Source organism: Streptacidiphilus alkalitolerans, assembly GCF_042511045.1.
Taxonomy (GTDB): domain Bacteria; phylum Actinomycetota; class Actinomycetes; order Streptomycetales; family Streptomycetaceae; genus Streptacidiphilus; species Streptacidiphilus alkalitolerans.
In genome coordinates this window covers 657,191-676,609 of record NZ_JBHEZX010000002.1, presented here as the reverse complement: position 1 = coordinate 676,609, position 19,419 = coordinate 657,191, and the positions used below count along the sequence as shown (strand labels likewise).

General features: G+C 70.1%; 22 protein-coding genes and 1 pseudogene. 14 read left to right on the top strand and 9 right to left on the bottom strand.

Annotation, left to right across the window (positions count from 1 at the left end):
- The 3 genes from ACEZDG_RS06745 to ACEZDG_RS06735 form a co-directional block, all read left to right on the top strand.
- On the top strand, positions 1-1,200 hold a 1,200-nt coding region (locus ACEZDG_RS06745), incomplete at its 5' end, for a polymorphic toxin-type HINT domain-containing protein (RefSeq protein ID WP_380503808.1).
- A 20-nt stretch (positions 1,201-1,220) separates the two neighbouring features.
- Positions 1,221-1,793, top strand: coding sequence for a hypothetical protein (locus tag ACEZDG_RS06740; protein ID WP_380503805.1), 573 nt, complete (start codon positions 1,221-1,223; stop codon positions 1,791-1,793).
- A gap of 202 nt (positions 1,794-1,995) precedes the next feature.
- On the top strand, positions 1,996-2,367 hold the full coding sequence (locus tag ACEZDG_RS06735; protein WP_380503802.1) for a hypothetical protein: 372 nt from the start codon (positions 1,996-1,998) through the stop codon (positions 2,365-2,367).
- Here ACEZDG_RS06735 and ACEZDG_RS37870 read toward each other — a convergent pair.
- The 7 genes and pseudogenes from ACEZDG_RS37870 to tatA form a co-directional block, all read right to left on the bottom strand.
- Positions 2,249-2,530: pseudogene (locus ACEZDG_RS37870) on the bottom strand (hypothetical protein); the annotation flags it as partial. The gene ACEZDG_RS06735 and the pseudogene ACEZDG_RS37870 overlap by 119 nt on opposite strands.
- A 387-nt stretch (positions 2,531-2,917) precedes the next feature.
- On the bottom strand, positions 2,918-3,724 hold the full coding sequence (locus ACEZDG_RS06730; protein ID WP_380503799.1) for an SAM-dependent methyltransferase: 807 nt from the start codon (positions 3,722-3,724) through the stop codon (positions 2,918-2,920).
- A gap of 72 nt (positions 3,725-3,796) precedes the next feature.
- A complete protein-coding gene (locus tag ACEZDG_RS06725; RefSeq protein ID WP_380503796.1) occupies positions 3,797-4,324 on the bottom strand; it encodes a GNAT family N-acetyltransferase in 528 nt (175 codons plus the stop codon).
- Complete coding sequence (locus ACEZDG_RS06720; RefSeq protein WP_380503792.1) at positions 4,321-4,920, bottom strand: class F sortase; 600 nt, start codon at positions 4,918-4,920, stop codon at positions 4,321-4,323. The genes ACEZDG_RS06725 and ACEZDG_RS06720 overlap by 4 nt, the downstream gene beginning before the upstream one ends.
- A gap of 73 nt (positions 4,921-4,993) precedes the next feature.
- Positions 4,994-5,848, bottom strand: a complete 855-nt coding sequence (locus ACEZDG_RS06715; RefSeq protein WP_380503789.1) for a DUF4397 domain-containing protein — start codon at positions 5,846-5,848, stop codon at positions 4,994-4,996.
- A 63-nt stretch (positions 5,849-5,911) separates the two neighbouring features.
- Positions 5,912-7,069: a hypothetical protein gene (locus ACEZDG_RS06710; RefSeq protein ID WP_380503787.1), complete on the bottom strand. Its 1,158-nt coding sequence runs from the start codon at positions 7,067-7,069 to the stop codon at positions 5,912-5,914.
- Between the two features lie 209 nt (positions 7,070-7,278).
- On the bottom strand, positions 7,279-7,527 hold the full coding sequence (gene tatA / locus ACEZDG_RS06705; protein ID WP_380503784.1) for a Sec-independent protein translocase subunit TatA: 249 nt from the start codon (positions 7,525-7,527) through the stop codon (positions 7,279-7,281).
- A gap of 226 nt (positions 7,528-7,753) precedes the next feature.
- On the opposite strand from tatA, the gene ACEZDG_RS06700 reads away from it, so the two are divergent.
- The 8 genes from ACEZDG_RS06700 to ACEZDG_RS06665 all read left to right on the top strand — a co-directional run bounded on the left by ACEZDG_RS06700 (position 7,754) and on the right by ACEZDG_RS06665 (position 12,875).
- A complete protein-coding gene (locus tag ACEZDG_RS06700; protein WP_380503781.1) occupies positions 7,754-8,536 on the top strand; it encodes a ferritin-like domain-containing protein in 783 nt (260 codons plus the stop codon).
- Positions 8,533-9,327, top strand: a complete 795-nt coding sequence (locus ACEZDG_RS06695) for a ferritin-like domain-containing protein (protein ID WP_380503778.1) — start codon at positions 8,533-8,535, stop codon at positions 9,325-9,327. Before ACEZDG_RS06700 ends, ACEZDG_RS06695 begins: the two co-directional genes overlap by 4 nt.
- A 94-nt stretch (positions 9,328-9,421) precedes the next feature.
- Positions 9,422-9,835, top strand: coding sequence for a cupredoxin domain-containing protein (locus ACEZDG_RS06690; protein ID WP_380503775.1), 414 nt, complete (start codon positions 9,422-9,424; stop codon positions 9,833-9,835).
- Between the two features lie 10 nt (positions 9,836-9,845).
- The gene (locus tag ACEZDG_RS06685; protein ID WP_380503772.1) at positions 9,846-10,265 is read left to right on the top strand and encodes a hypothetical protein; all 420 of its coding nucleotides are present in this window, start codon (positions 9,846-9,848) and stop codon (positions 10,263-10,265) included.
- Between the two features lie 77 nt (positions 10,266-10,342).
- Positions 10,343-10,804 carry an SRPBCC family protein gene (locus ACEZDG_RS06680; protein WP_380503769.1) on the top strand — a complete coding sequence of 154 codons (462 nt, stop codon included), beginning with the start codon at positions 10,343-10,345 and terminating at the stop codon, positions 10,802-10,804.
- Positions 10,801-11,163 (top strand): ArsR/SmtB family transcription factor, encoded by a 363-nt coding sequence (locus tag ACEZDG_RS06675; RefSeq protein ID WP_380503766.1) that lies wholly within the window; start codon positions 10,801-10,803, stop codon positions 11,161-11,163. Before ACEZDG_RS06680 ends, ACEZDG_RS06675 begins: the two co-directional genes overlap by 4 nt.
- Positions 11,164-11,174: 11 nt before the next feature.
- Positions 11,175-11,618 carry an SRPBCC family protein gene (locus ACEZDG_RS06670; protein ID WP_380503763.1) on the top strand — a complete coding sequence of 148 codons (444 nt, stop codon included), beginning with the start codon at positions 11,175-11,177 and terminating at the stop codon, positions 11,616-11,618.
- Positions 11,619-11,696: 78 nt separating this feature from the next.
- The gene (locus ACEZDG_RS06665; protein WP_380503760.1) at positions 11,697-12,875 is read left to right on the top strand and encodes an acyl-CoA dehydrogenase family protein; all 1,179 of its coding nucleotides are present in this window, start codon (positions 11,697-11,699) and stop codon (positions 12,873-12,875) included.
- A gap of 22 nt (positions 12,876-12,897) precedes the next feature.
- Here ACEZDG_RS06665 and ACEZDG_RS06660 read toward each other — a convergent pair whose 3' ends face one another.
- Entirely contained in the window at positions 12,898-13,425 is a 528-nt protein-coding gene (locus ACEZDG_RS06660; protein ID WP_380503757.1) for a phosphatase domain-containing protein, read from the bottom strand.
- 53 nt (positions 13,426-13,478) lie between these two features.
- Here ACEZDG_RS06660 and ACEZDG_RS06655 point away from each other — a divergent pair, with 53 nt between their 5' ends.
- Both ACEZDG_RS06655 and ACEZDG_RS06650 read left to right on the top strand, forming a co-directional pair.
- On the top strand, positions 13,479-14,501 hold the full coding sequence (locus ACEZDG_RS06655) for an MsnO8 family LLM class oxidoreductase (RefSeq protein ID WP_380503754.1): 1,023 nt from the start codon (positions 13,479-13,481) through the stop codon (positions 14,499-14,501).
- Between the two features lie 90 nt (positions 14,502-14,591).
- A complete protein-coding gene (locus ACEZDG_RS06650; RefSeq protein WP_380503752.1) occupies positions 14,592-15,155 on the top strand; it encodes a hypothetical protein in 564 nt (187 codons plus the stop codon).
- A 62-nt stretch (positions 15,156-15,217) separates the two neighbouring features.
- On the opposite strand, the gene ACEZDG_RS06645 is transcribed toward ACEZDG_RS06650, so the two are convergent.
- Positions 15,218-17,098, bottom strand: coding sequence for an arabinofuranosidase catalytic domain-containing protein (locus ACEZDG_RS06645; RefSeq protein WP_380503748.1), 1,881 nt, complete (start codon positions 17,096-17,098; stop codon positions 15,218-15,220).
- A 535-nt stretch (positions 17,099-17,633) separates the two neighbouring features.
- Between ACEZDG_RS06645 and ACEZDG_RS06640 the strand changes: the two genes are divergently transcribed.
- On the top strand, positions 17,634-19,352 hold the full coding sequence (locus ACEZDG_RS06640) for a carbohydrate binding domain-containing protein (protein ID WP_380503745.1): 1,719 nt from the start codon (positions 17,634-17,636) through the stop codon (positions 19,350-19,352).
- The last annotated feature ends 67 nt before the right edge of the window (positions 19,353-19,419 follow it).

Here is a 19,419-nt window from a genome sequence, read left to right as displayed (position 1 = left end):
CGCGCCGCCCTGGCCGCCGAGGCCAAAGCCAGAGCCGAAGCCGCAGCCAAGGCCAAAGCAGAAGCCGCAGCAGCCCACCGCCACTGCTCCTGGTACGACGTCATCTGCCAAGCCGAAGTCCACACGGCAGCAGCCCTGGAGATAGCCCTTGCCGTTGTCGTCGTCGCCGCCGTCATCGCGGTCTGCGTCGCCGCAACCGCAGTCTGCATCGCAGGAGGCATGGCGTTCGGCGAAGCCACACTGTCCACCGGCTCACTCGCCATGGGCGCCGTAGCCGGCGTCTCAGCCGGAGTCAGCACCGCAGCCACAGCCGCCGGCCTCACAGGACTGGCCATCGCCTCCGGGGTAGTTGCCAACATCGCGGGCGCAAGTAGCTTCGGCGTAGGCGGAGGTGGCGGCGGCGTTGAACCTGGATGCTCTGCCGGAAACAGCTTCGACCCGAAGACCGAGGTCCTCCTGGCGAACGGGAAGACCAAGCCGATCAAGGACCTGAAGGTCGGCGACCAGGTCGAGTCGGCGGACCCTGATACAGGCCACGACGCCGGTGCCAAAACGGTGACGGCAACCATGGTCAACCACGACGACAACCTCATCGACGTCGTCGTGGACACAGGCCACGGCCACAGCGCGGTGCTGCACACCACCACCGAGCACCCGTTCTGGGACGCCACCCTCCACACCTGGGTGTTCGCAGCCGACCTCATACCCGGACACACGCTCGCCACCACCCACGGCACCGCTCCGACCGTACTGGCCACCAAGGTCACCCCCGGAGCCGCCGACCGCTACAACCTCACCATCGAGGAACTCCACACGTACTATGTGGAGGCCGGTACAGTACCTGTCCTCGTTCACAACACTTTGTGCGGCTCTGGGTTGCATGAGGCGGGCACATGCGGGTGCGGGGGGCCCGACAGCGACACCAAAGCCCCCTATACGAAGCCTGAGGGCAGTGATGACAAGGCAAGCACCTTCAACACTGCGATAGGGAAGATCGAGGCCGGTGTCAAGGATCTCAGTCATACGGGAACGGCAATGCCGCATCCGGCTCCCATACCGTACGGCGGGGCCAATGCTCCTGCGGCTGATCCTTTGTCCAATGGAGCGCTCTTTCTCGCCGGGCTCATGCATGTGGCGGTTCCCCCGATACGAGCGGGCATAAGAAGGATCTTTGGAGGCGGCGCTTCGTCTTTGGAATGACATTCGGAGGAAGGTACACCTTGGACGCGGTCCTGGCGGAATCAATTTTCCGTGACGTATGGGAATCCCTGTCGGCGATCGATGGGGACGTGGAGAGTTCATTCGCCCGTTCCGGGCATGAATTCCCACTCCTCACCTCTGTCTTGTTCTATTCAGCCGTCCGATCCGAGTTTCATGATCAACAAGATGTGAGGGTGATAACTAGAGCCATCGGTCGTGCGATTTCCAAGGTGCCCAATGGATATCTCCATCTCTTCGCGCCCCGAGAAGCTGAGGCATTGATTCGCGCACAGGTATTTGGCGAGACCGATCTCCTTTCGGACTATTCAGTGGCCTCTCTGGAACTTCGAAACACGGTGCTGGCCCTTACCAGGAGCCTGTGTCAAGAGGTGGCGCGCTCGCAGCCGGATCGGAAACTATTTCGCCTTGCCGTCCTGGAGACGATTGCTGAGTACAGATCTCCAAATATGCTGCAGGAGATGCTAATCTCACTTCTTGACCCGGGCGCACTGCGGGGAGGCGGCTATGAGGACCTGCTTTCCTGCCTTGAGGTCGCTGCGCGCGCGGCAATGCCAGCCACTGCAAGCAGCTGACTGAAACTCCTCGACTGCACCAGGTCCTGGCGATCGCATGTGTAGTAATTTGCAAGCAGAAACAATGAGGAGCTGACTTGTGAGGGGCCCTTTCAGGCGCACATCGGGAATTCCGAATTCACTGGCTGGCATATGGCTCTCAAACCTTCTTAAAAGACGAGAAGAGGATCAAGCACTCCGAGGCCTGCGCCAGGCGAATCCAGTGGTCGAGCAGGACCAGGCGGCCATGGTCGAGGCGATCTTCGAGAAGCTCGTGAGATCCGTATTCGCTCCGGGTCAAGATGTTCACGACATCGCCGAATTTGTCGGCTTGATGGTAGGGAGGCTCAGCGAATCGAACAAAGTCAATCGCATGGACTCTGAAGCCTTGATTCGCGTCGCCCTGGGTGAGCAGGAAGTGTACCTCGAAGGGATTGGTGCCGTGGATTCTCTGCAGATCAAGGGCTACGTAGCATTTATGGCTGCTGAGAGGCTCGGAATGTCGGAAACCGATATTGACCGTCTCGTGCACGAGACCGAGACTGATCTTTACGAGCGGGGCCATACGCTGCTGAGGTTGAAAGGGTCTCAGTGAGGCAGCCGTCAATCAGGTGCGGGCGGTACTGGACCTTCTTCAGCTTGCGCTTCATGACCCGGACCGGGTGGTCCAGGTTGGCGGCGGCGAAGTGCGCCAACCCGCACTTGAGCAGCGACCAGACCCCCTCTTTCGGGCTGAGGCCCGGCGCATACGAGGGGAACGCCCGGACCTCGGGGGTGTGTCCGCGAGGTGCCCAGGTCCGTCCCCTCGGAGGCCGCAGGCTCGCCACGATCGGCCGGTTCAGTGCCGCCTGTCGGCCGGGTGGCGGGTGCACATCAGCCAGGCGTCGGTGCGCTTGAGCACTGCGTCGGAATTGACCGGCTGTGGGTCGATGATGCCTGCGGAGAACTCCGGGGAGTTCGGTGAACTGCCCGAAGGAGCAGGACCGCCAGGGCCAGCATCCGTTGATAGAGCTTCCTGAGCGTCACGCAGTGGACTCGGACGATCTCGTGGCTGAGCTGCGCAGCCAGTGCGGCCTCCTCCGCAGTCGGCTGGAGGAGGCCATCGCGTTGTTCCTTTAGGGCATCTGTACCAGGAGCCGGCCCCTCTAGGCGCTCTGTCCGATCCCCACGCCCTTCGGGGTGCGGCCGAGGACGAGGGTGAGGAAGCCGAAGCTGTCGCGGTAGTCGCGCAGCCACTCCGAGCGGTGGGTGGAGGCGACGGCGAGCACCTCGGCGCAGGCCGGGTCCTCGGGGTGGTCCAGCGCCCAGGTCGTGAGGGAACCGGTCCAGCACCACTCGAAGTCGTCGAGTTCCTCGCGGGTGCTGATGTGTCCGAAGACCGGGGTCCAGCCGTGGGCGACGACACTGTCCATGGTCGTCGCCAGGTCCTCGTACGAGCCCAGCATCTCGCGGGCGGCCGGGCTGGGCTTGCTCTGCCAGAAAGCGTCGCCGACCAGGACGCGCCCGCCGGGTGCGAGGTGCTTGCCGGCGGCGTCGAGCGTGGGCAGCAGGCCGCCGAAGGCATGAGTGGCACCGACGCTGAGTACCGCGTCGAAGGGCTCGGCGGAGACGAACTCCGCGGCGTCCTGCTGGTGCAGCAGCAGCCGCTGATCCACCCGCAGGGCGACGGCCTCGCTGCGGGCCTTGGCGAGGGCCCGGGCCGAGAGGTCGACGCCCTCGGCGGTCACCCCCGGATACCTGGCCAGCGCCCGCAGCAGCCAGGCCCCCTCCCCGCAGCCGAGGTCGAGCACCCGGGTCCGGCCGCCGCGCCCGGTGCTCGCGGTGTCCGCGAGGCTCGCGGAAGGCACGGTGTTCACGGTGCGGTCGAGCAGCCGGTCCACCGAGGCGTCGCCGAGCGGGCTGTTGATCGGGTGCTGGGTATGCGCCAGTTCGGAGATCATTTCAGGGTTCATGCCGCGCAGCCTGGCAGCCCCGGACGCTCCTCGCATCCGCTTTTGGCCCGACCCGCACCGGCCTGCCGGCTGTCACAGGGAGGCGGCATGGATGCGGACCGGCAGCCCGTTCCGGGAGACGGCGTCGCGTTCGAAGGGGAGCCCGATCTTCTGCGCCACCCGCTGGGACGGCGTGTTGTCCGGTCGGATGATCGCGACGAGCCGCTTGGCGTCGAGCACGTCGCGGGCGTGGTCGCGGCAGGCCGCCGCGGCTTCGGTGGCGTAGCCGTTGCCCTGGAGCTCGGCCCGGACCCGGTAGCCGACCTCGAGTTCGACGACTCCCTCGACCTGCTGCGGAGTCAGGCCGCAGTCGCCGACGAATTCACCGGTGGCCCGGAGGGTGAGCAGCCAGAGCCCGAACCCCTGCTGTCGGTAGAGGCCCTGGTTCCAGCGGATCCAGGAGAGCGCTTCGTCCCGGTCCTTGGGACGCGGGTAGTACCGCATCACCCGCGGGTCGCCGAGGAGCGCGGCCATGTCGTCCAGGTCGTCCTCGGTCATCCGGCGGAACGTCAGCCGCGCGGTGGGAGCCGGGACCTGTCGCTGGTTCAGCTGCTGGTTCATAGGAGGCGAGCGTAGACGACCACGTTGTCCTGGTACTCCTGCTTCTGGAACGGTCCACCGCAGGTGATCAGCCGCAGCTCCGGGTCCGGGCGGGCGCCGTAGACGGCGGCGGTGGGGAAGGCGTCCTTGGGATAGTGCTCCACCGAGGTCACCTGGAAGCGGACGGTGCTGCCGTCGGTCAGCGTGATCGTGACGATGTCGCCGATCCGCAGCAGCCGCAGGTCCGCGAACACGGCGGGCCCGCTGTACGAGTCCACATGCCCGACCAGTACGGCCGGTCCGGCCTGGCCGGGGACGGGGCCCGCGTCGAACCAGCCCACCTGGTCCGGGTTCTTGGGAACGGCCAGCGCGCCGTCGGCGGTGAGGCCGAGCGACTCGGTCGAGGCCCGCACCTTCAGCGCGGGAATGCCGATCTCGCGCGGACGGGCGGCGGTCCTGGCCGCCGGCGCGCCGCGCTGGGCCACCACCGGCCCGGGGACCGGCCCGGTCGGGGCCGCGTCGGCGCCGGCCACGACCGGGTTCGGCACCGATGCGGCCGGGTGGTCCAGGGATACCCCCAGCCCGATCGCGCCCGCGACCGCTGATGCTGTCCCCACCAGCACCAGCATCAGCGGTCGAGGCGCGGTACGGCCCCAGAGGTAGGGCTTCGCGTGGCGTCCCACCGGCGGCTCAGCGCCGCCGCAGACGCCTGGCGGCGACCAGGACCACCGCTGTGCCCGCCAGCAGGGCGGCGGCCCAGCCCGCAGTGTCGGTGAGCGACCTGCCCGCCGGGGCCGCCGCGCCGCCGAGCCCGGCGGCCACGCCGCCCTTGGGCTGGACCGCCGCTCCGGCGGAGTCGATGAGGTCCACCACCCGCGGGGCGGCATCGGTGGACGACAGCACCACCAGGGTGTGGGTGCTGCGGCCGACCAGGTCCACCGTCTTGGTGGTACTGGCGGCTCCGGCCGCCACCCTGACCGTGGTGCTGCCGGCCGGGACGGTCCGGTACGGGGTCGAGGTCGGGAAGCGCAGATCGCCCTGGTCCCGGCTGGCCACGTTCACCGAGACGCTCGGCTGGGTAAGCGAGGCCTGGATCACCCGGACCCCCGCTTCCCCGCTGGGGGCGGACAGCTGGTCCGGGAGGGTCTGCAGCTGCAGCGCCTTGGTGGGGCCGAGGCCGGCCACGGTGTAGGCCCTGCCGCGCACCACGTCCACGGTGGAGGAGATCACCGGCGGCACGGTGGACTTGGCGCCCGCGAGCCGCATGGCGACGGTGTACTCGCCGGTCGCCACCGACTCGTAGGGGGAGGCGTCCCCGTAGGCGACGTGCTTGAGCACCAGGGCCGCGGCGGCGCCGCCGTACGGGTAGAGGTAGACGTCCACCGGCGGGGTGCCGGGGGAGAAGTGCGCCAGCCGGAGCCAGCCGCCGTTCCATGCGTCGGGGCTGGGCGCGGACGCGGCGGTGGCGGCGGGGGCCGCCAGGATCGCGGAGCCGAGGGCTGCCGCGAGCAGGGCTGCCGTGGGTCTGAGCTGACGTGGTGTCATGGGTCGCAACTCTCTGGGTCGGAGCGTCGGAGTGTCGGAGCGTCGGAGGGTTCCGGGTCGTCCTCACTGCGCCGGGGCGAGTGGGCCGGGTTCGGAGTAGCGCAGCAGCAGCGCGGCGGCGGAGTCGCCGTGCGCCGCGACGGTGCTGGTGCTCAGCGGGCGGTAGGGCGGCTGCTGGGCGCCGATCAGAGTGCGCAGCGCGCGGGCCTGGGGGCCGGTGCCCGTCGCCGGCCGGTGGTCGATGGTGGTGATCTCCAGCCCGGTGAGCGGGATCGCGGGCCCGGCTCCGGGAGCGGTCGGGCCGAAGGAGGAGACGGTCAGCACATGTCCGGTGCCCAGGGTGGCCAGGACCGCGCAGACCCGCAGGTCGACCAGGCCCTGGCTGATCTGGAGCCGGGCCTGCGGGGCGAAGACGATCCGGCTGTTCGACAGCAGCGCAGTCCCCGCCTGTTCGCGCTCGGCCACATCGGTGGCCAGCTGCCGGGTGTAGGCGGCGCGTCCGGCGTGGGCGATCGGCTGGACCGTCACGACCTGGGCGCCCGTGCCGAACTCGGCGAGCGGCTGATCGGCCGTCAGTGCGGTCAGCGCGTCCCCCAGTCGGCTGCGCAGGGTTGCGGTGACCAGGACCGCGTCCGCTCCCTGCAGGGCGTCGGCGCTGTCGCCGACCGGGACCAGGGAGGAGAGCGGGAAGCCGAGCGAGGCCAGCGTTCCGCAGAGGGCGGCGTCGCAGGCGACCAGGTTGCCGGGGCCGATGTCGGCGATCACCCACTGGGCGACCTGGGTCCGGACCGCCGGGGACGGCACCCCGCTGGGCTCGGCGCCGGCAGTACCGGGGCCGGACGCGAGGGGGGCGGCCTGCGGACGGGTCGTACCACCGCCCTGGCTGCCACTGCCCTGCTTGCCACCCAGCGCCACGCCCGCGCCGGCCAGCCCGATCACCACAACGATTCCGGCCAGCACGGTGAGCACTATTCGGCCGGTCGACCTGCCCCCCTGCCGGATCTGCGGTGGTCTGGGCCCGAGGCCCAGCCGTCTTCGGGCGAAGGAGCGGAATGTGTTCCAGTACACCCGGAGCCAGGACGGCTCGCGGCCCGGCGCCTGCTGTTCGAACGGCCCGTCCGGTTCGACCGGTTCTTCGGGCATGGGCAGCGGCCCGGCGGCGAAACCGGGAGGCCGGTTGCGTGCGACGGGACGGCGGGGCTCGAAGAGGTTCTGGGGCATGGCGCGCTCATCAAGGAAGGAGAGGCGGCCAGAACCTGAAGGTCGTGGTGTACGTCAGCAGCGCACACGCATCGCCGGTTCACAGCCGGACAGGAAACGCCCGAAGTGACCAAATGCAAGCTAGATATCAGCACACATGGACGACTGTGGCAACAGTTGTCGCTTCCTGTATCAATCCCTGGGATCCCTGACGGGCGCCGCAGCCCCCGTCAGGCGCGGCCGGCCGACTGGTGCTCGGGCGCCGACTGGATGGTGCTGGTCGGCGTCGCCAGGGCTTCGGGCCGCGTGGCGGTGGCGCTGTCCGGAGCGTCCTCCGACTTCATCGCGCCCACCTCGGACTTGAGGATGCGCAGCGACTTGCCCAGCGCGCGGGCCGAGTCGGGAAGGCGCTTGGCTCCGAAGAGCAGGAGCACCACGACGGCGATGATGAGGATTTCAAGTCCGCGGTTCTCAAGCACGTGGATCCCTCTCGGTCGGTTCGGGCCTGCGTCGGCTGTACTTGGTATTCGTCGCCGTCGGGAGGGCGGATGGGTCCTGTACCTCCGTTCGACAGATAGCCCGCAGGAGTGAATCCAGGTTTTGCCCGCGATTTTGACCCATCCACCGGGGATGCGGTGTCGAAGCAGTCGCATGGAGGTACCGGTATTCGGCCGGTACGCCGTGAGTGTTTCGAGATGGGGCGTGATGGGCGAGGAACACCTCGATACCCGGTTGCTGGCGGAGTTGACCGAGCAGTCGCAGGATCTGAACAGCGATGCGCTGCGGATCACTCGGGAAGCGCTGACCGAGTACAAGCAGCAGCAGGAGCCCGTGCGGCGCTGGTGGCAGCGCGGCACCGCGGTGACCGCGCTGGTCGGCGGCGCGGCGCTGCTGGGGACGGCCCGTGCCGCCGCGGCGTCGAGCGACGACATCATGGCGCTGCAGACGGCGGCGTCGTTGGAGAACCTGGCGGTGAGCGTCTACAAGACCGCCGCCGGGCTGCCGTTCATCAAGGACGGCAACAAGACGGTGGTGGCGTTCATCACCAAGACGACCAGTCAGCACACCGCGCACGGACAGGCGTTCAACGCGGCGGCCACCCAGGCCGGCGGCAAGGCCCAGAACGCGCCGGACCCGAAGTACGCGGCGGTGGTGAAGCAGATGCTGCCCTCGATCAAGACCCCGGCGGACGTGGTGAAACTGGCGATCACCTTGGAGGACGTGGCCGCGCAGACCTACACCAGCTACGTCTCCAAGGTCAGCGACCCGCAGCTGCGCAAGCTGTTCGCGTCGGTGGCCCCGGTCGAGGCCCAGCACCGTTCCACCCTGCTGGCGGTGCAGGCGCTGCTGGCCGGCGGCGCGCCGCAGCTGATCGCGATCCCGACGGACGCGGCCAAGCTGCCCGCCGCCGCCGGGAGCGTCGGATTCCCGGACGCGTTCTACCCGACCAAGAGTGCTTCGCCGATCAGTGAAGGGGCCGTGAAGTGAGTGCTGGCAACGGTGGCTGGGAGCTGCCGATCTCCGAGGGCGAGCTCTCGCGGCTGACCCGCGAACTGGACGAGGCGCACCGCGAGTACCTGCCCGCGATGCACGCCGCCGCGGCCGACCTGACCGAGGAGGTCCGCGCCTCGCGGCGCCGCTTCCTGATGGGAACCGGCGCCGTGGCGGCGGGCCTGGCACTGGCCGCCTGCTCCAGCAACTCCACCAAGTCCACGGCCGGTGCTGCCAGCAGCTCCGCGGGAGCGGCCTCCGCCTCGGCGACGGCGAGCAGCATGTACACCGGTGACCTGCAGGTGGTCGCGCTGGCCACAGCGCTGGAGAACCAGGCCGTCGGCGCCTATGGCGCGGCCCTGACGGCGGCCAAGGCGGGCAAGCTCGGCGCGGTCCCACCGGCCGTGGCGACCTTCGCGACCACCGCGATGAGCCAGCACGCGGACCACGCCAAGGCGTGGAACGCGGTGCTGACCGGGGCGGGCAAGCCGGCCATCACCACGGTGCCGCTGAGCAACCAGCCCGCCACGCTCAAGGCCCTGGGCGCGGTCACCGACGTCGGCGGGGTCGCCAAGCTGGCCCTGATGCTGGAGAACCAGGCCGCGCAGACCTACCTCTTCGCGACCTACAACGTCACCAGCCCGGCCGGTATCGCCACCGCGGCCAGCATCGCCCCGGTCGAGGCGATGCACGCGGCGATCCTCAACTTCGTCCTGGGCCAGTACCCGGTCCCCGACGACTTCCTGCCGGTCGACAAGGCCGCCAGCCCGACCCTGCTCACGGTCTGAGCAGCCGGGCTCCCTGATCTCCGTCCGCCGTGCGTGATCCGCACGGCGGACGGGTGCACCGCCCCCTACTCAATGCTCTGTGAAAGGTGACGACATGGACGTATCCCGGAATTCGCGTCGGGTGGCCCTGACCGCGGCCGTGCTGCTGCTCGCCCTGGCCGGCTGCTCAAGCTCCGGCTCCGGCGCGTCCAGCACCCCGTCCGCGACTACGGCCGCGCCTGTGTCCCCGTCCGCTTCTGCCGGGGGATCGGCGGCCACCGGCTCGCAGATCGTGATCGAGGGCTTCGCCTATGCGCCGACGACGCTGACGGTGGGTCCGGGCCAGAAGGTCACGGTGCTCAACCACGACTCCACCGCGCACACCCTCACCGCGAGCGACAAGTCCTTCGACACCGGGTCCATCGGCCCGGGCAAGTCCGGCAGCTTCACCGCACCCGCCAAGCCCGGCAGCTACCCCTACATCTGCACCATCCACCAGTTCATGCACGGCACACTGACCGTCCGTTAGGGAGCCCGTCATGGCCGTAGTCCGTACGATCCTGCGCCTGCTGGCGGCTCTCGGCCTGGCCGTCGACGCCGCCATCCACGCCAGGCTGGCCGGCCAGTACGACGCCGTCACCGCCTCCGTCAGCGAGGGCACGCTGTTCCGGGTCGAGGCCGGCGCCGCCGCGCTGGCGGTGGTGCTGGTGCTGGCCTGGCGCAGGCTCCCGGGCGATCTGTTCGCCCTGCTGACCGCGCTGGCCGGGCTGGCCGCGATCCTGGTCTACCGCTATGTCGACGTCGGCGCCTTCGGCCCGCTGCCGGACATGTACGAGCCGATCTGGTCCACCGACAAGGTCTGGGCCCTGGCCGGACAGGCGCTGGCCGCGGTCACCCTGCTGCCCCTGGTCGCGGTCGCCGTACGAGCCCGCTTCGCCCGCCCCTCCGGGCAGGGGTGAGTCAGCGCAACCAAAGGTTGCATTATGTCGAGGTGCGGGATAGCCTGATGTGCAACCAAACGTTGCAGGAGGCTGTCATGGAGTTCGGAACCATCGAGCGCGAGATCTACGTCGAGGCCCCGCCCGAGGTCGTCTTCGAGGTGGTGAGCAGCCCCGACCACCTCAAGGAGTGGTGGCCCGACGACGCCCGCTACGAGCCGACGCCCGGATCCACCGGCGAGATCGTCTTCGGGGACCGCGACGCCGACGGGATGGTGGTGTCGCTCACCGTCGTCGAGGCACGACCGCCGCGGACGTTCTCGTTCCGCTGGACGCATCCGGCCGAGCAGGTCGCGGCGGAGGGCAACTCGCTGCTGGTCACCTTCGACCTGACCCCGTCGGGCGGCGGAACGCTGCTCAGGATGACCGAGACCGGCTTCCGCGAGATGGGCTGGGAGGTCGCCGTCCTGGAGCAGCAGTACCAGGACCATGCCACCGGCTGGGACTTCTACCTGCCGCGGCTGGTCTCGTACGCCGCGAAGCTGGACGTGCGGCCATGAGCCCCGCGGTGGCCGAGCAGGTCGACGACGACCTGTGGTCGGCGATCGGGGACCCGACCCGGCGCCGGATGCTCGACCTGCTGCTCGTCGGGGGCGACGGCACCGCGACCACGCTGGGCCGGCAGCTGCCGGTCACCCGCCAGGCGGTGGCCAAGCACCTCGGCGTCCTGGAACGGGCCGGCCTGGTCCGGGCGGCGCCCGCGGGCCGCGAGAAGCGGTACCGGGTGGACGACGCCCAGCTCGCCCGCGCGGTGGCCCAGCTGACATCGGTCGGCTCGGCCTGGGACGCCCGACTGCAGCGGATCAAGCGCATCGCCGAGACGATCCAGCGCACCCGACAGGACCGTACCGAGGACTGAGGAGAGACGACATGGTGGACATCCTGCACCGGGTCGGGGTCAGCACCCCGGCCCCCGACCAGGTCTACAACGCGCTGACGACGGTCGACGGCCTCGCCGGCTGGTGGACCGAGGACACCAAGGGCAGCGGCGAGGTCGGCGGCGTCCTCGCGTTCCGCTTCCCGGTCGGCGGCTTCGACATGGAGGTCGTCGAGCTGCGCCCGAACGAGCGGGTGCGCTGGCGGGTGGTCGACGGTCCCGAGGAGTGGGTCGGCACGACCGTCGACTGGGAGCTGCGCCAGGACGGCGACTACACGATCATCCTGTTCAAGCACCAGGGCTGGCGCGAACCGGTGGAGTTCATGCACCACTGCAGCACCAAGTGGGGCTCCTTCCTGATGAGCCTCAAGGCCCTGCTGGAGACCGGCGAGGGCGCTCCGGCCCCGCACGACGTCCGGATCAGCGACTGGCACTGAAGCGTGGGCGGCGGGTCGGGGGGTAGACGATCAACCGCGGTGGATCCGTCGCCGCTGTGACCGTTGGGAGTGGCAGAGATGGCCGAAGGCACGCTGGTGGAGGACCTGTACCGCTTCGAGGACCTGCTGCCGAAGGGCGAGGCGGAGATCCTGCACCGGGTCCGCGACTTCCTGCGGCAGGAGGTCGCGCCGCACGCCGACGACTGGTGGGGCCGCGCCGCCTTCCCGCACCACCTGATCCCTCGCTACGCGGCGCTGGACATCGCCGGACTGCCCTTCCGCGACTGCCACCCCGAGCCGGTCAGCACCATGCTCACCGGCTTCATCGCGCTGGAGATGGCACGGGTGGACGCGTCCATGGCCACCTTCTACGGTGTGCACTCCGGGCTGGCGATGGGCAGCATCGCCCGCTGCGGGTCCGCGGAGCAGCGCGAGCGCTGGCTGCCGGCCATGGGGCGGATGGAGCAGATCGGCGCCTTCGCGCTGACCGAACCCCAGGGCGGCTCCGACGTCGCGGCGGGCCTGCACACCACCGCCCGCCGCGACGGCGACAGCTGGGTCCTCAACGGTGCCAAGCGCTGGATCGGCAACGCGACCTTCGCCGACCTGGTGGTGGTGTGGGCCAAGGACGAGGACAGCGGACACGTCCTCGGCTTCGTCGTCGAGGGGAGCAATCCCGGCTTCAAGGCCACCCGGATCGAGAACAAGATCGCCCTGCGCACCGTCGAGAACGCCGACATCGTGCTGCAGGACTGCCGGGTGCCCGAGGCCGACCGGCTCCAGGAGGCCCACGGCTTCCGCGACACCGCGGACGTGCTGCGCCGCACCCGCAGCGGGGTCGCCTGGGAGGCGGTCGGGGTGATGCTCGGGGCCTACCGGATCGCCCTGGAATACACCCTGCAGCGCGAGCAGTTCGGCGGCCCGATCGCCCGCTTCCAGCTGGTCCAGGACCTGCTGGTGCGAATGCTCGGCAATGCCACGGCCTGTCTGGGCATGGTCACCCGGCTGGCCGCACTGGAGGACTCCGGGACCTTCCACGACGAGCAGTCGGCGCTGGCCAAGGCGTACTGCACCTCCCGGATGCGGGAGGCCGTGGGCTGGGGCCGCGAACTGCTGGCCGGCAACGGCATCGTGCTCGACTACAGCATCGGACGCTTCGTCGCCGACGCGGAGGCGCTCTACTCCTACGAGGGCACCAGGGAGATCAACACCCTGATCACCGGGCGCGCGGTCACCGGCATCGGGGCGTTCGTCTGAGGGCACCGGCGCCGGCGCCGGGTCAGGTCCGGCCCTCGCGTTCCTGGGCGTCCTGCAGTGCCGTGGACGCCGACCGGGAGGTGCTGGCCCAGTCGGCGCGGAGCACCCGGAAGCCGGCCCGTTCGGCCGCGTCGCAGACCAGCAGGTCGTCGTCCACCAGCAGGCGGACCTCCCGGCTCCGGCCGAGGCGGCGCAGCACCTCCAGCTTGGTCGTCCGCGCCGGGCGCCGGTCGTCGTTCGCCCGCATCCGGACCCGGCCCTCGGGCAGGCCGTGCCGGGCCAGCCAGGCCAGGGTGTCCCGGCGGCAGCGCTCGGGGCGGCCGGTGAGGTAGACGACCTCGCAGGTCTCGGCGGCCTCCAGGGCCAGCCGCACGCCCTCGGCGAGCGGCGGGTCCTCGGCCGCGGCGGCGAAGAAGCCCTTCCAGTCCCGGGGCCGCCGCTCCAGGAAGTGCTGGCGGTGCCCGGTCTCGGCCAGCGTCCCGTCCAGGTCGAACACGGCCAGCGGCCTGCTGTTCTTGGTCGTCTGCGGCTGCTGCGGATTCTCCGTCACGCGGGCCAGCCTACGGGTGGGAATCATGGCCGGCCGCAGGCGTTGAACCACAGGTGAGCCCCGTCAGCGCGCCGATCCCCTTCTCCGTACTCGACCGCTCCCGCACCCGCCAGGGGCAGGACGCGCCGCAGGCGCTGCGCGACACCGTGCGCTTCGCCCAGCAGGTCGAGGCGCTCGGCTACCACCGTTTCTGGGTCTCCGAGCACCACAGCGTGCCCGGGATCGCCGGGTCCGCGCCGACCGTGCTGGCGGCTGCCGTCGCCGCGGCGACCTCGACCATCCGGGTCGGCACCGGCGGGGTGATGCTGCCCAACCACCGGCCGCTGGTCGTCGCCGAGCAGTTCGGGGTGCTGGAGTCGCTCTTCCCGGGCCGGGTCGACATGGGCCTGGGCCGCTCGGTCGGCTTCACCGACGGGATCCGCAGGGCGCTCGGCCGGGACAAGGCCGCCGCCGAGGACTTCCCCGGTCTGCTGGCCGAACTGCTCGGTTATTTCACGGGTACCCAGACCGCGCATCCCCAGGTGCACGCCCACCCCGCCGAGGGCCTGCGGCTGCCGGTGTTCGTGCTGGCCACCGGGCAGGGCGCGCAGGTCGCCGCCGAGGCCGGGCTGCCGCTGGTGATCGCGGCGGTGCGGGGCGAGGACGCGATGCTGCGGGCGGTCGAGGCGTACCGGGCGGGCTTCCGCCCGTCCGTCTGGGCCGAGCGTCCCTACGTGGTGCTGTCCGGTGCGGTGGCGGTCGCGGCCAGTACCGGGGAGGCCCGCGACCTGCTGCTGCCCGAGGCCCGGGCCACGGCCTACGCGCGGACCCACGGCGACTTCCCGCCGCTCGCCCCGCTGGACTCGGTGCTGGCCGACGCCGCCGCGATGTCCGGGCGCGAGCGCTCGCTGTTCGAGGAGGCGCAGCGCGGTCAGCTGTACGGCACCGAGGACGAGGTCGAGGCCGCCCTGGACCGGCTGCTGACCCGCAGCGGCGCGGACGAGTACCTGGTCACCACGAGCAGCTACGATCGCGGGGCTCTGCTGGACTCCTACCGCCGCCTGGCGCGCCTGCGGGTCATCCAGCCTGCTCTGTGAAGAGACTCAGTGCCGAGAGTTGACGATGCGTGGGGAACGGGACACATCATGAGAATGTATGCACAGACGCCTGCGCGTAGGACGCGTCAGGTGGTGGCGGACCTGTTCGCGCTGGCGGTGATCGCGGTCTCGGTCTGGTTCGCCCTGCTGGTCCATGACGCGATCATGCTGCTGGCCGGCCCGGGACGGGCGGCGGAGAGCGCGGGCGATCAGCTGGCCGGCGGTCTGAACGACGCCGGCAACGCGGCGTCGAAGGTGCCGCTGCTGGGGGACACCCTGAAGAAGCCGCTGGTGTCGGCCGCCGAGGCCGGCAGCGGACTGGCGCGGGCGGGCGAGTCGGTGCAGCACTCGGTCAGCCACCTGGCGTTCCTGGTGGCGGTCGTCCTGGTGGTGCTGCCGGTGCTGACCGTGCTGGCGCTGTGGCTGCCGCCGCGGCTGCGCTGGATGCGGGCGTCGGCCAGTGCCCGCAGGCTGCTGGAGGCTCCCGGCGGCGCGGACCTGTTCGCGCTCAGGGCGCTCACCGGCCCGCTCCGCGACCTGGCCGGAGTCGAGACTCCGGCCAGGGGCCTGGCGGACGCCTGGCGCCGGGGCGACCAGGCGGTGATCGACGACCTCTCCCGGGTGGGCCTGCGGCGGTTGGGGTTGCGTCCCTGACGGATCGTCACGATCCGTCACGCATCACGAGGGAGCATGACGGACGGACGGACGGGGCGGTCTCAGCCCAGTGCGAACTTCTGGGCGGCGGATCCGTTGCAGTCCCAGATCCTGAGCTGGGTGCCGTTGGCGGTGGTGCCGTTGGGGTCGTCCAGGCAGCGGCCGGACTGCGGGTTGAGCAGTGAGCCGTCGGCCTGCTGGACCCACTTCTGGCCGCCGACGCCGTTGCAGTCCCAGAGCTCCACCAGAGTGCCGTTGGCGGTGCTGTTGCCGTCGATGTCCAGGCAGCGGCCGAGGGTGCTCAGCGAGCTGTCCGACCGGTGGAACCAGTGCTGGTCCACGGCGTAGGACTGGCAGTCCCACAACTGCACGGCGGTGCTGTTGCCGCCGGTGTCGTCGCCGCCCACGTCGACGCACTTGGCGGCGGGCCCGGCGATCGGGGCGCCCCCGTTGACGGCGAACTTCTGGGCGGCGGTTCCGTTGCAGTCGTAGATCTGCAGCCGGGTGCCGTTGCCGGTGGCGCCGCTGGGGGAGTCCAGGCAGCGGCCGGACTGCGGGTTGAGCAGTGAGCCGTCGGCCTGCTGGACCCACTTCTGGCCGCCGACGCCGTTGCAGTCCCAGAGCTCGACCTGGGTGCCGTTGGCGGTGCCGTTGCCGTTGATGTCCAGGCAGCGGCCGATGGTGGTCAGCGAGCCGTTGGAGTTGTGGGTCCAGTGCTGGTCCTCGGCGTAGGACTGGCAGTTCCACAGTTGCACGCCGGTCCCGTTCACTCCGGTGTCGTCCGCGGCGACGTCGACGCACTGGTTGCCCGGGCCGGTGATCGTCCCCTGGGGGCCGTTGGGGATGTTGGTCTCCCCGGAGTAGCCGACCGAGACGATGTTGGCCTGGACCGCGTTCTCGGCGGCGTCGGTCGGGAAGCCGGAGACCATCACGCCCTCGAAGAACGTGCCCATGTTCCGGTTGCTGTTGTCACCGCCGATACCCAGGATGATGCCGCCTTCCTGGTGCATCGGCTGGTAGCCGCCCCGGGTCGGCAGTGCGCCGTTCCACCAGGTCGACAGGGCGCCGGACTGGGAGTTGCCGCCCTTGAGGGCGTACGTCGTCTGCCCGTTGTCCTTCAGGACGGCCGTCACGAAGGCACTGCTGTTGCCGGCGTTCGCGGTGTTGGAGCCGTTGTTGCCCTGGAACATGCCGTTCTCCATGTCGGCCTCGACCCATGGGCCGGAACCGCTGCACGGTGCGAAGTAGCAGGTGGTGGCGATGCTCACGGCGTCCATGTGGCCGTTGCCGGTGTCGTTCGGGGTGGACTCGGCGTTGCCGTAGTCGAAGCAGCAGTCCGAGCCGACGTGGGTTCCGCTGGCCACCATGTAGGCGCCCTCGGCCTGGCCGTTGACGGCGACGCCGGAGGCGACGCCGGTGTAGCGGTAGCCGACGCCCGGCGAGATCCAGATGCCGTAGGCCTTGTGGCCGCCGGCCGAGACCGCGATCTCACTGGCATCCGCTCCGCGGTCGGCGCTGCCCGCGCCGCCCGCCGGTCCCGGCGTCAGGTCGTTGTGCCGGGAGCTCTGGTCGTAGATCCTGCTGATGCGACAGGTGGTGTTCGCACAGAAGGCGTCCTGCGCACCGGCGTTGGCGTATCCGCCGGTGGCCAGCAGGCCGATGTCGGCGGTGCCGCCGTCGGACGCCCGGGTGACCTGGTAGAGCGGGCCGTTGTAGGAGGAGAACAGAGCACGCACGGTGCTGTGCGCGGCCACACAGGGGGTGCCGGCGGCGGCGTAGATGTCACAGGGCAGCGAACCTGCCGCCTGGGAGGTGCCGGAGAGTCCGACCAGGGCTCCTAGGACGAGCCCCAGTGTCGCCACCGCGGACACGAGCGTTCTGCGCCAGGAGCGGCGCAGTATTCGGCCGACGGCCGCGGCCGTGGAAGGGGGAGTGTTGCGCATGTCAGCGGCTCCAGGGGGTGGGGGAGATCCTTGCCATGACTGCTCGGGGTGCTGGTGGGGCCGGCCGGGCCCGGTCCGGCGGTTGACCTGATGTGCCCACAACAGCTTGTACAACGTTGCATGTTTACCTTGGGGCACGTGCTGGCGGGCCGTCAAGACTGCTGCATCCCTGATAAATACCGTCATCTACGGGGCGGATGAGGCCTGTGTCGGCTCATTGTCGGTGGCGGGGACGGCATCCTGCGGAAACAGCTCCTTGGTCGACGCCGACCCGCTCCGGCGGCTGCCCGCAGTGGATCTGACGAGGTCACATGGCCACCGTTGAACAGGGGAGGCGGTCCTGACTTCCGGTTATATCGTTGTAATGCCTGCTCCGGGCCGGAGTTGTCGCCCGGCGGCCCCGGCAGAGTATTTGGTCTAGTCCTCTTGACGCAGAGGTGCGCAGGTTGTTTGGTATGTACCAACGCCAGGCCTGCGCGGCACGACTCCCCTTCACCCCCACGCCCGACGGGCATTCCCGAGAGGGATCACTGTCATGCACCTGGCAAGAATCGCCGCATCCGCCTGCGCTCTTGCGCTGGCGACCGCAGGCACGGTCGTCGCGCTGGCCCCCACCAGCAGCGCCGCCGCGGGCAGCGTCTACTCCGTCGCCCCCTACGTCGATCTGTCGAACGGTCAGGAAGGGCTGCTCGACACCGCCATCACCGGACACCACCTCAAGGCCTACACCGCGGCCTTCGTCCTCGGCGAGGGCTGTAACCAGATCTGGGGCGACACCCTCCCCATCGGCGCCGACTCCTTCACCGACCCCGAGATCGCCAGGGCGAAGGCCGAGGGCGCGAGCGTCATCATCTCCTCCGGCGGCTCCAGCGGCCTGGCGCTCGCCTGGACCTGCTCCAACCAGAGCAGCATCGACGCCGGCTACCAGGCCATCATCAACGACTACGGGGTCACCCAGCTGGACTTCGACATCGAGGGCGCCGCCATCGCGGACACCGCCGCCGCGGCCCGCCAGATGCAGGCCATGAAGGACCTCAAGGCGTCCAACCCCGGCCTGCAGTTCTCGATGACCCTGCCGGTCCTGGCGAGCGGTCTGACCAACGACGGCGTCAACATCCTCAAGGCCGCGAAGAACGCGGGCATCAGGATCGACGTCGTCAACATCATGACCATGGACTACTACGCCGGCACCGGCACCGAGATGGGCCAGGGCTCCGTCGCCGCCGCCCAGGCCACGCTGGCGCAGATGCAGTCCGTCGACTCCGGCTACACCTACGCCAACCTCGGGATCACCCCGATGATCGGCAAGAACGACGACGGCTCCACCTTCACCCTGGCGGACGCCCAGACGGTGGAGAGCTTCGCGGTCCAGCACAGCGTCGGGCGGCTGGCGTTCTGGGCGATCACCCGGGACCAGGCCTGCGGCAGCGGCGGCAACTCGCTGCCCACCTGCACCGAGATCAGCCAGAACCAGCTCGCCTTCACCGACGCCTTCGTCCCGTACGAGGGCAGCACCGGCGGCGGTGGGGGCGGTGGCACCACCAGTGACTTCTCGCTGTCGGTGGCACCGGGCTCCGCGTCGGTCGCCCAGGGCGGCAGCGCGAGCGCGACCGTCTCCACGTCGGTGACCTCCGGCAGCGCCGAATCGGTCAGCCTCTCCGCCACCGGCGCGCCCTCCGGCGTCAGCGTCGCCTTCAGCCCCACTTCGGTCAACTCCGGCGGCAGCTCGACGCTGACGGCGACGGTCGGCGCGTCCGTGGCCGCGGGCAGCTACCCGATCACGGTCAAGGGCACCGCCTCCACCGGCAGCCACACCGCCACCTACACCCTCACCGTCACCACCAGCGGCGGCGGGGGCGGCGGAGGCGGCGGCGGTTCGCTGACCAACGCCGGCTTCGAGACCGGCAGCCTCAGCCCCTGGACCTGCACCGGCGGCAGCGCGGTGGTCTCCAGCCCGGTCCACTCCGGCAGCCACGCCCTCCAGGTCACGCCCAGCGCCAGCAGCACCGGCGAGTGCGACCAGACCGTCACCCTGTCCCCCAACCACGCCTACACCCTGACCGGCTGGGTCCAGGGCCCCTACGCCTACATCGGCGTCAGCGGCGGTGCCAGCGGCAGCACCTGGTCCAACAGCAGCACCTGGAACAAGCTGACGCTCGCCTTCACCACCGGCAGCAGCGGCACCGTCACCGTCTACGTCCACGGCTGGTACGGCCAGGCCAACGTCGACGCCGACGACTTCACCCTCGGCTAGCCAACCGCCCGTCCCCTGCCCCGCGGCGCTGCCACCCCCTCATCGGGGCGGCAGCGCCGTGCCCGTT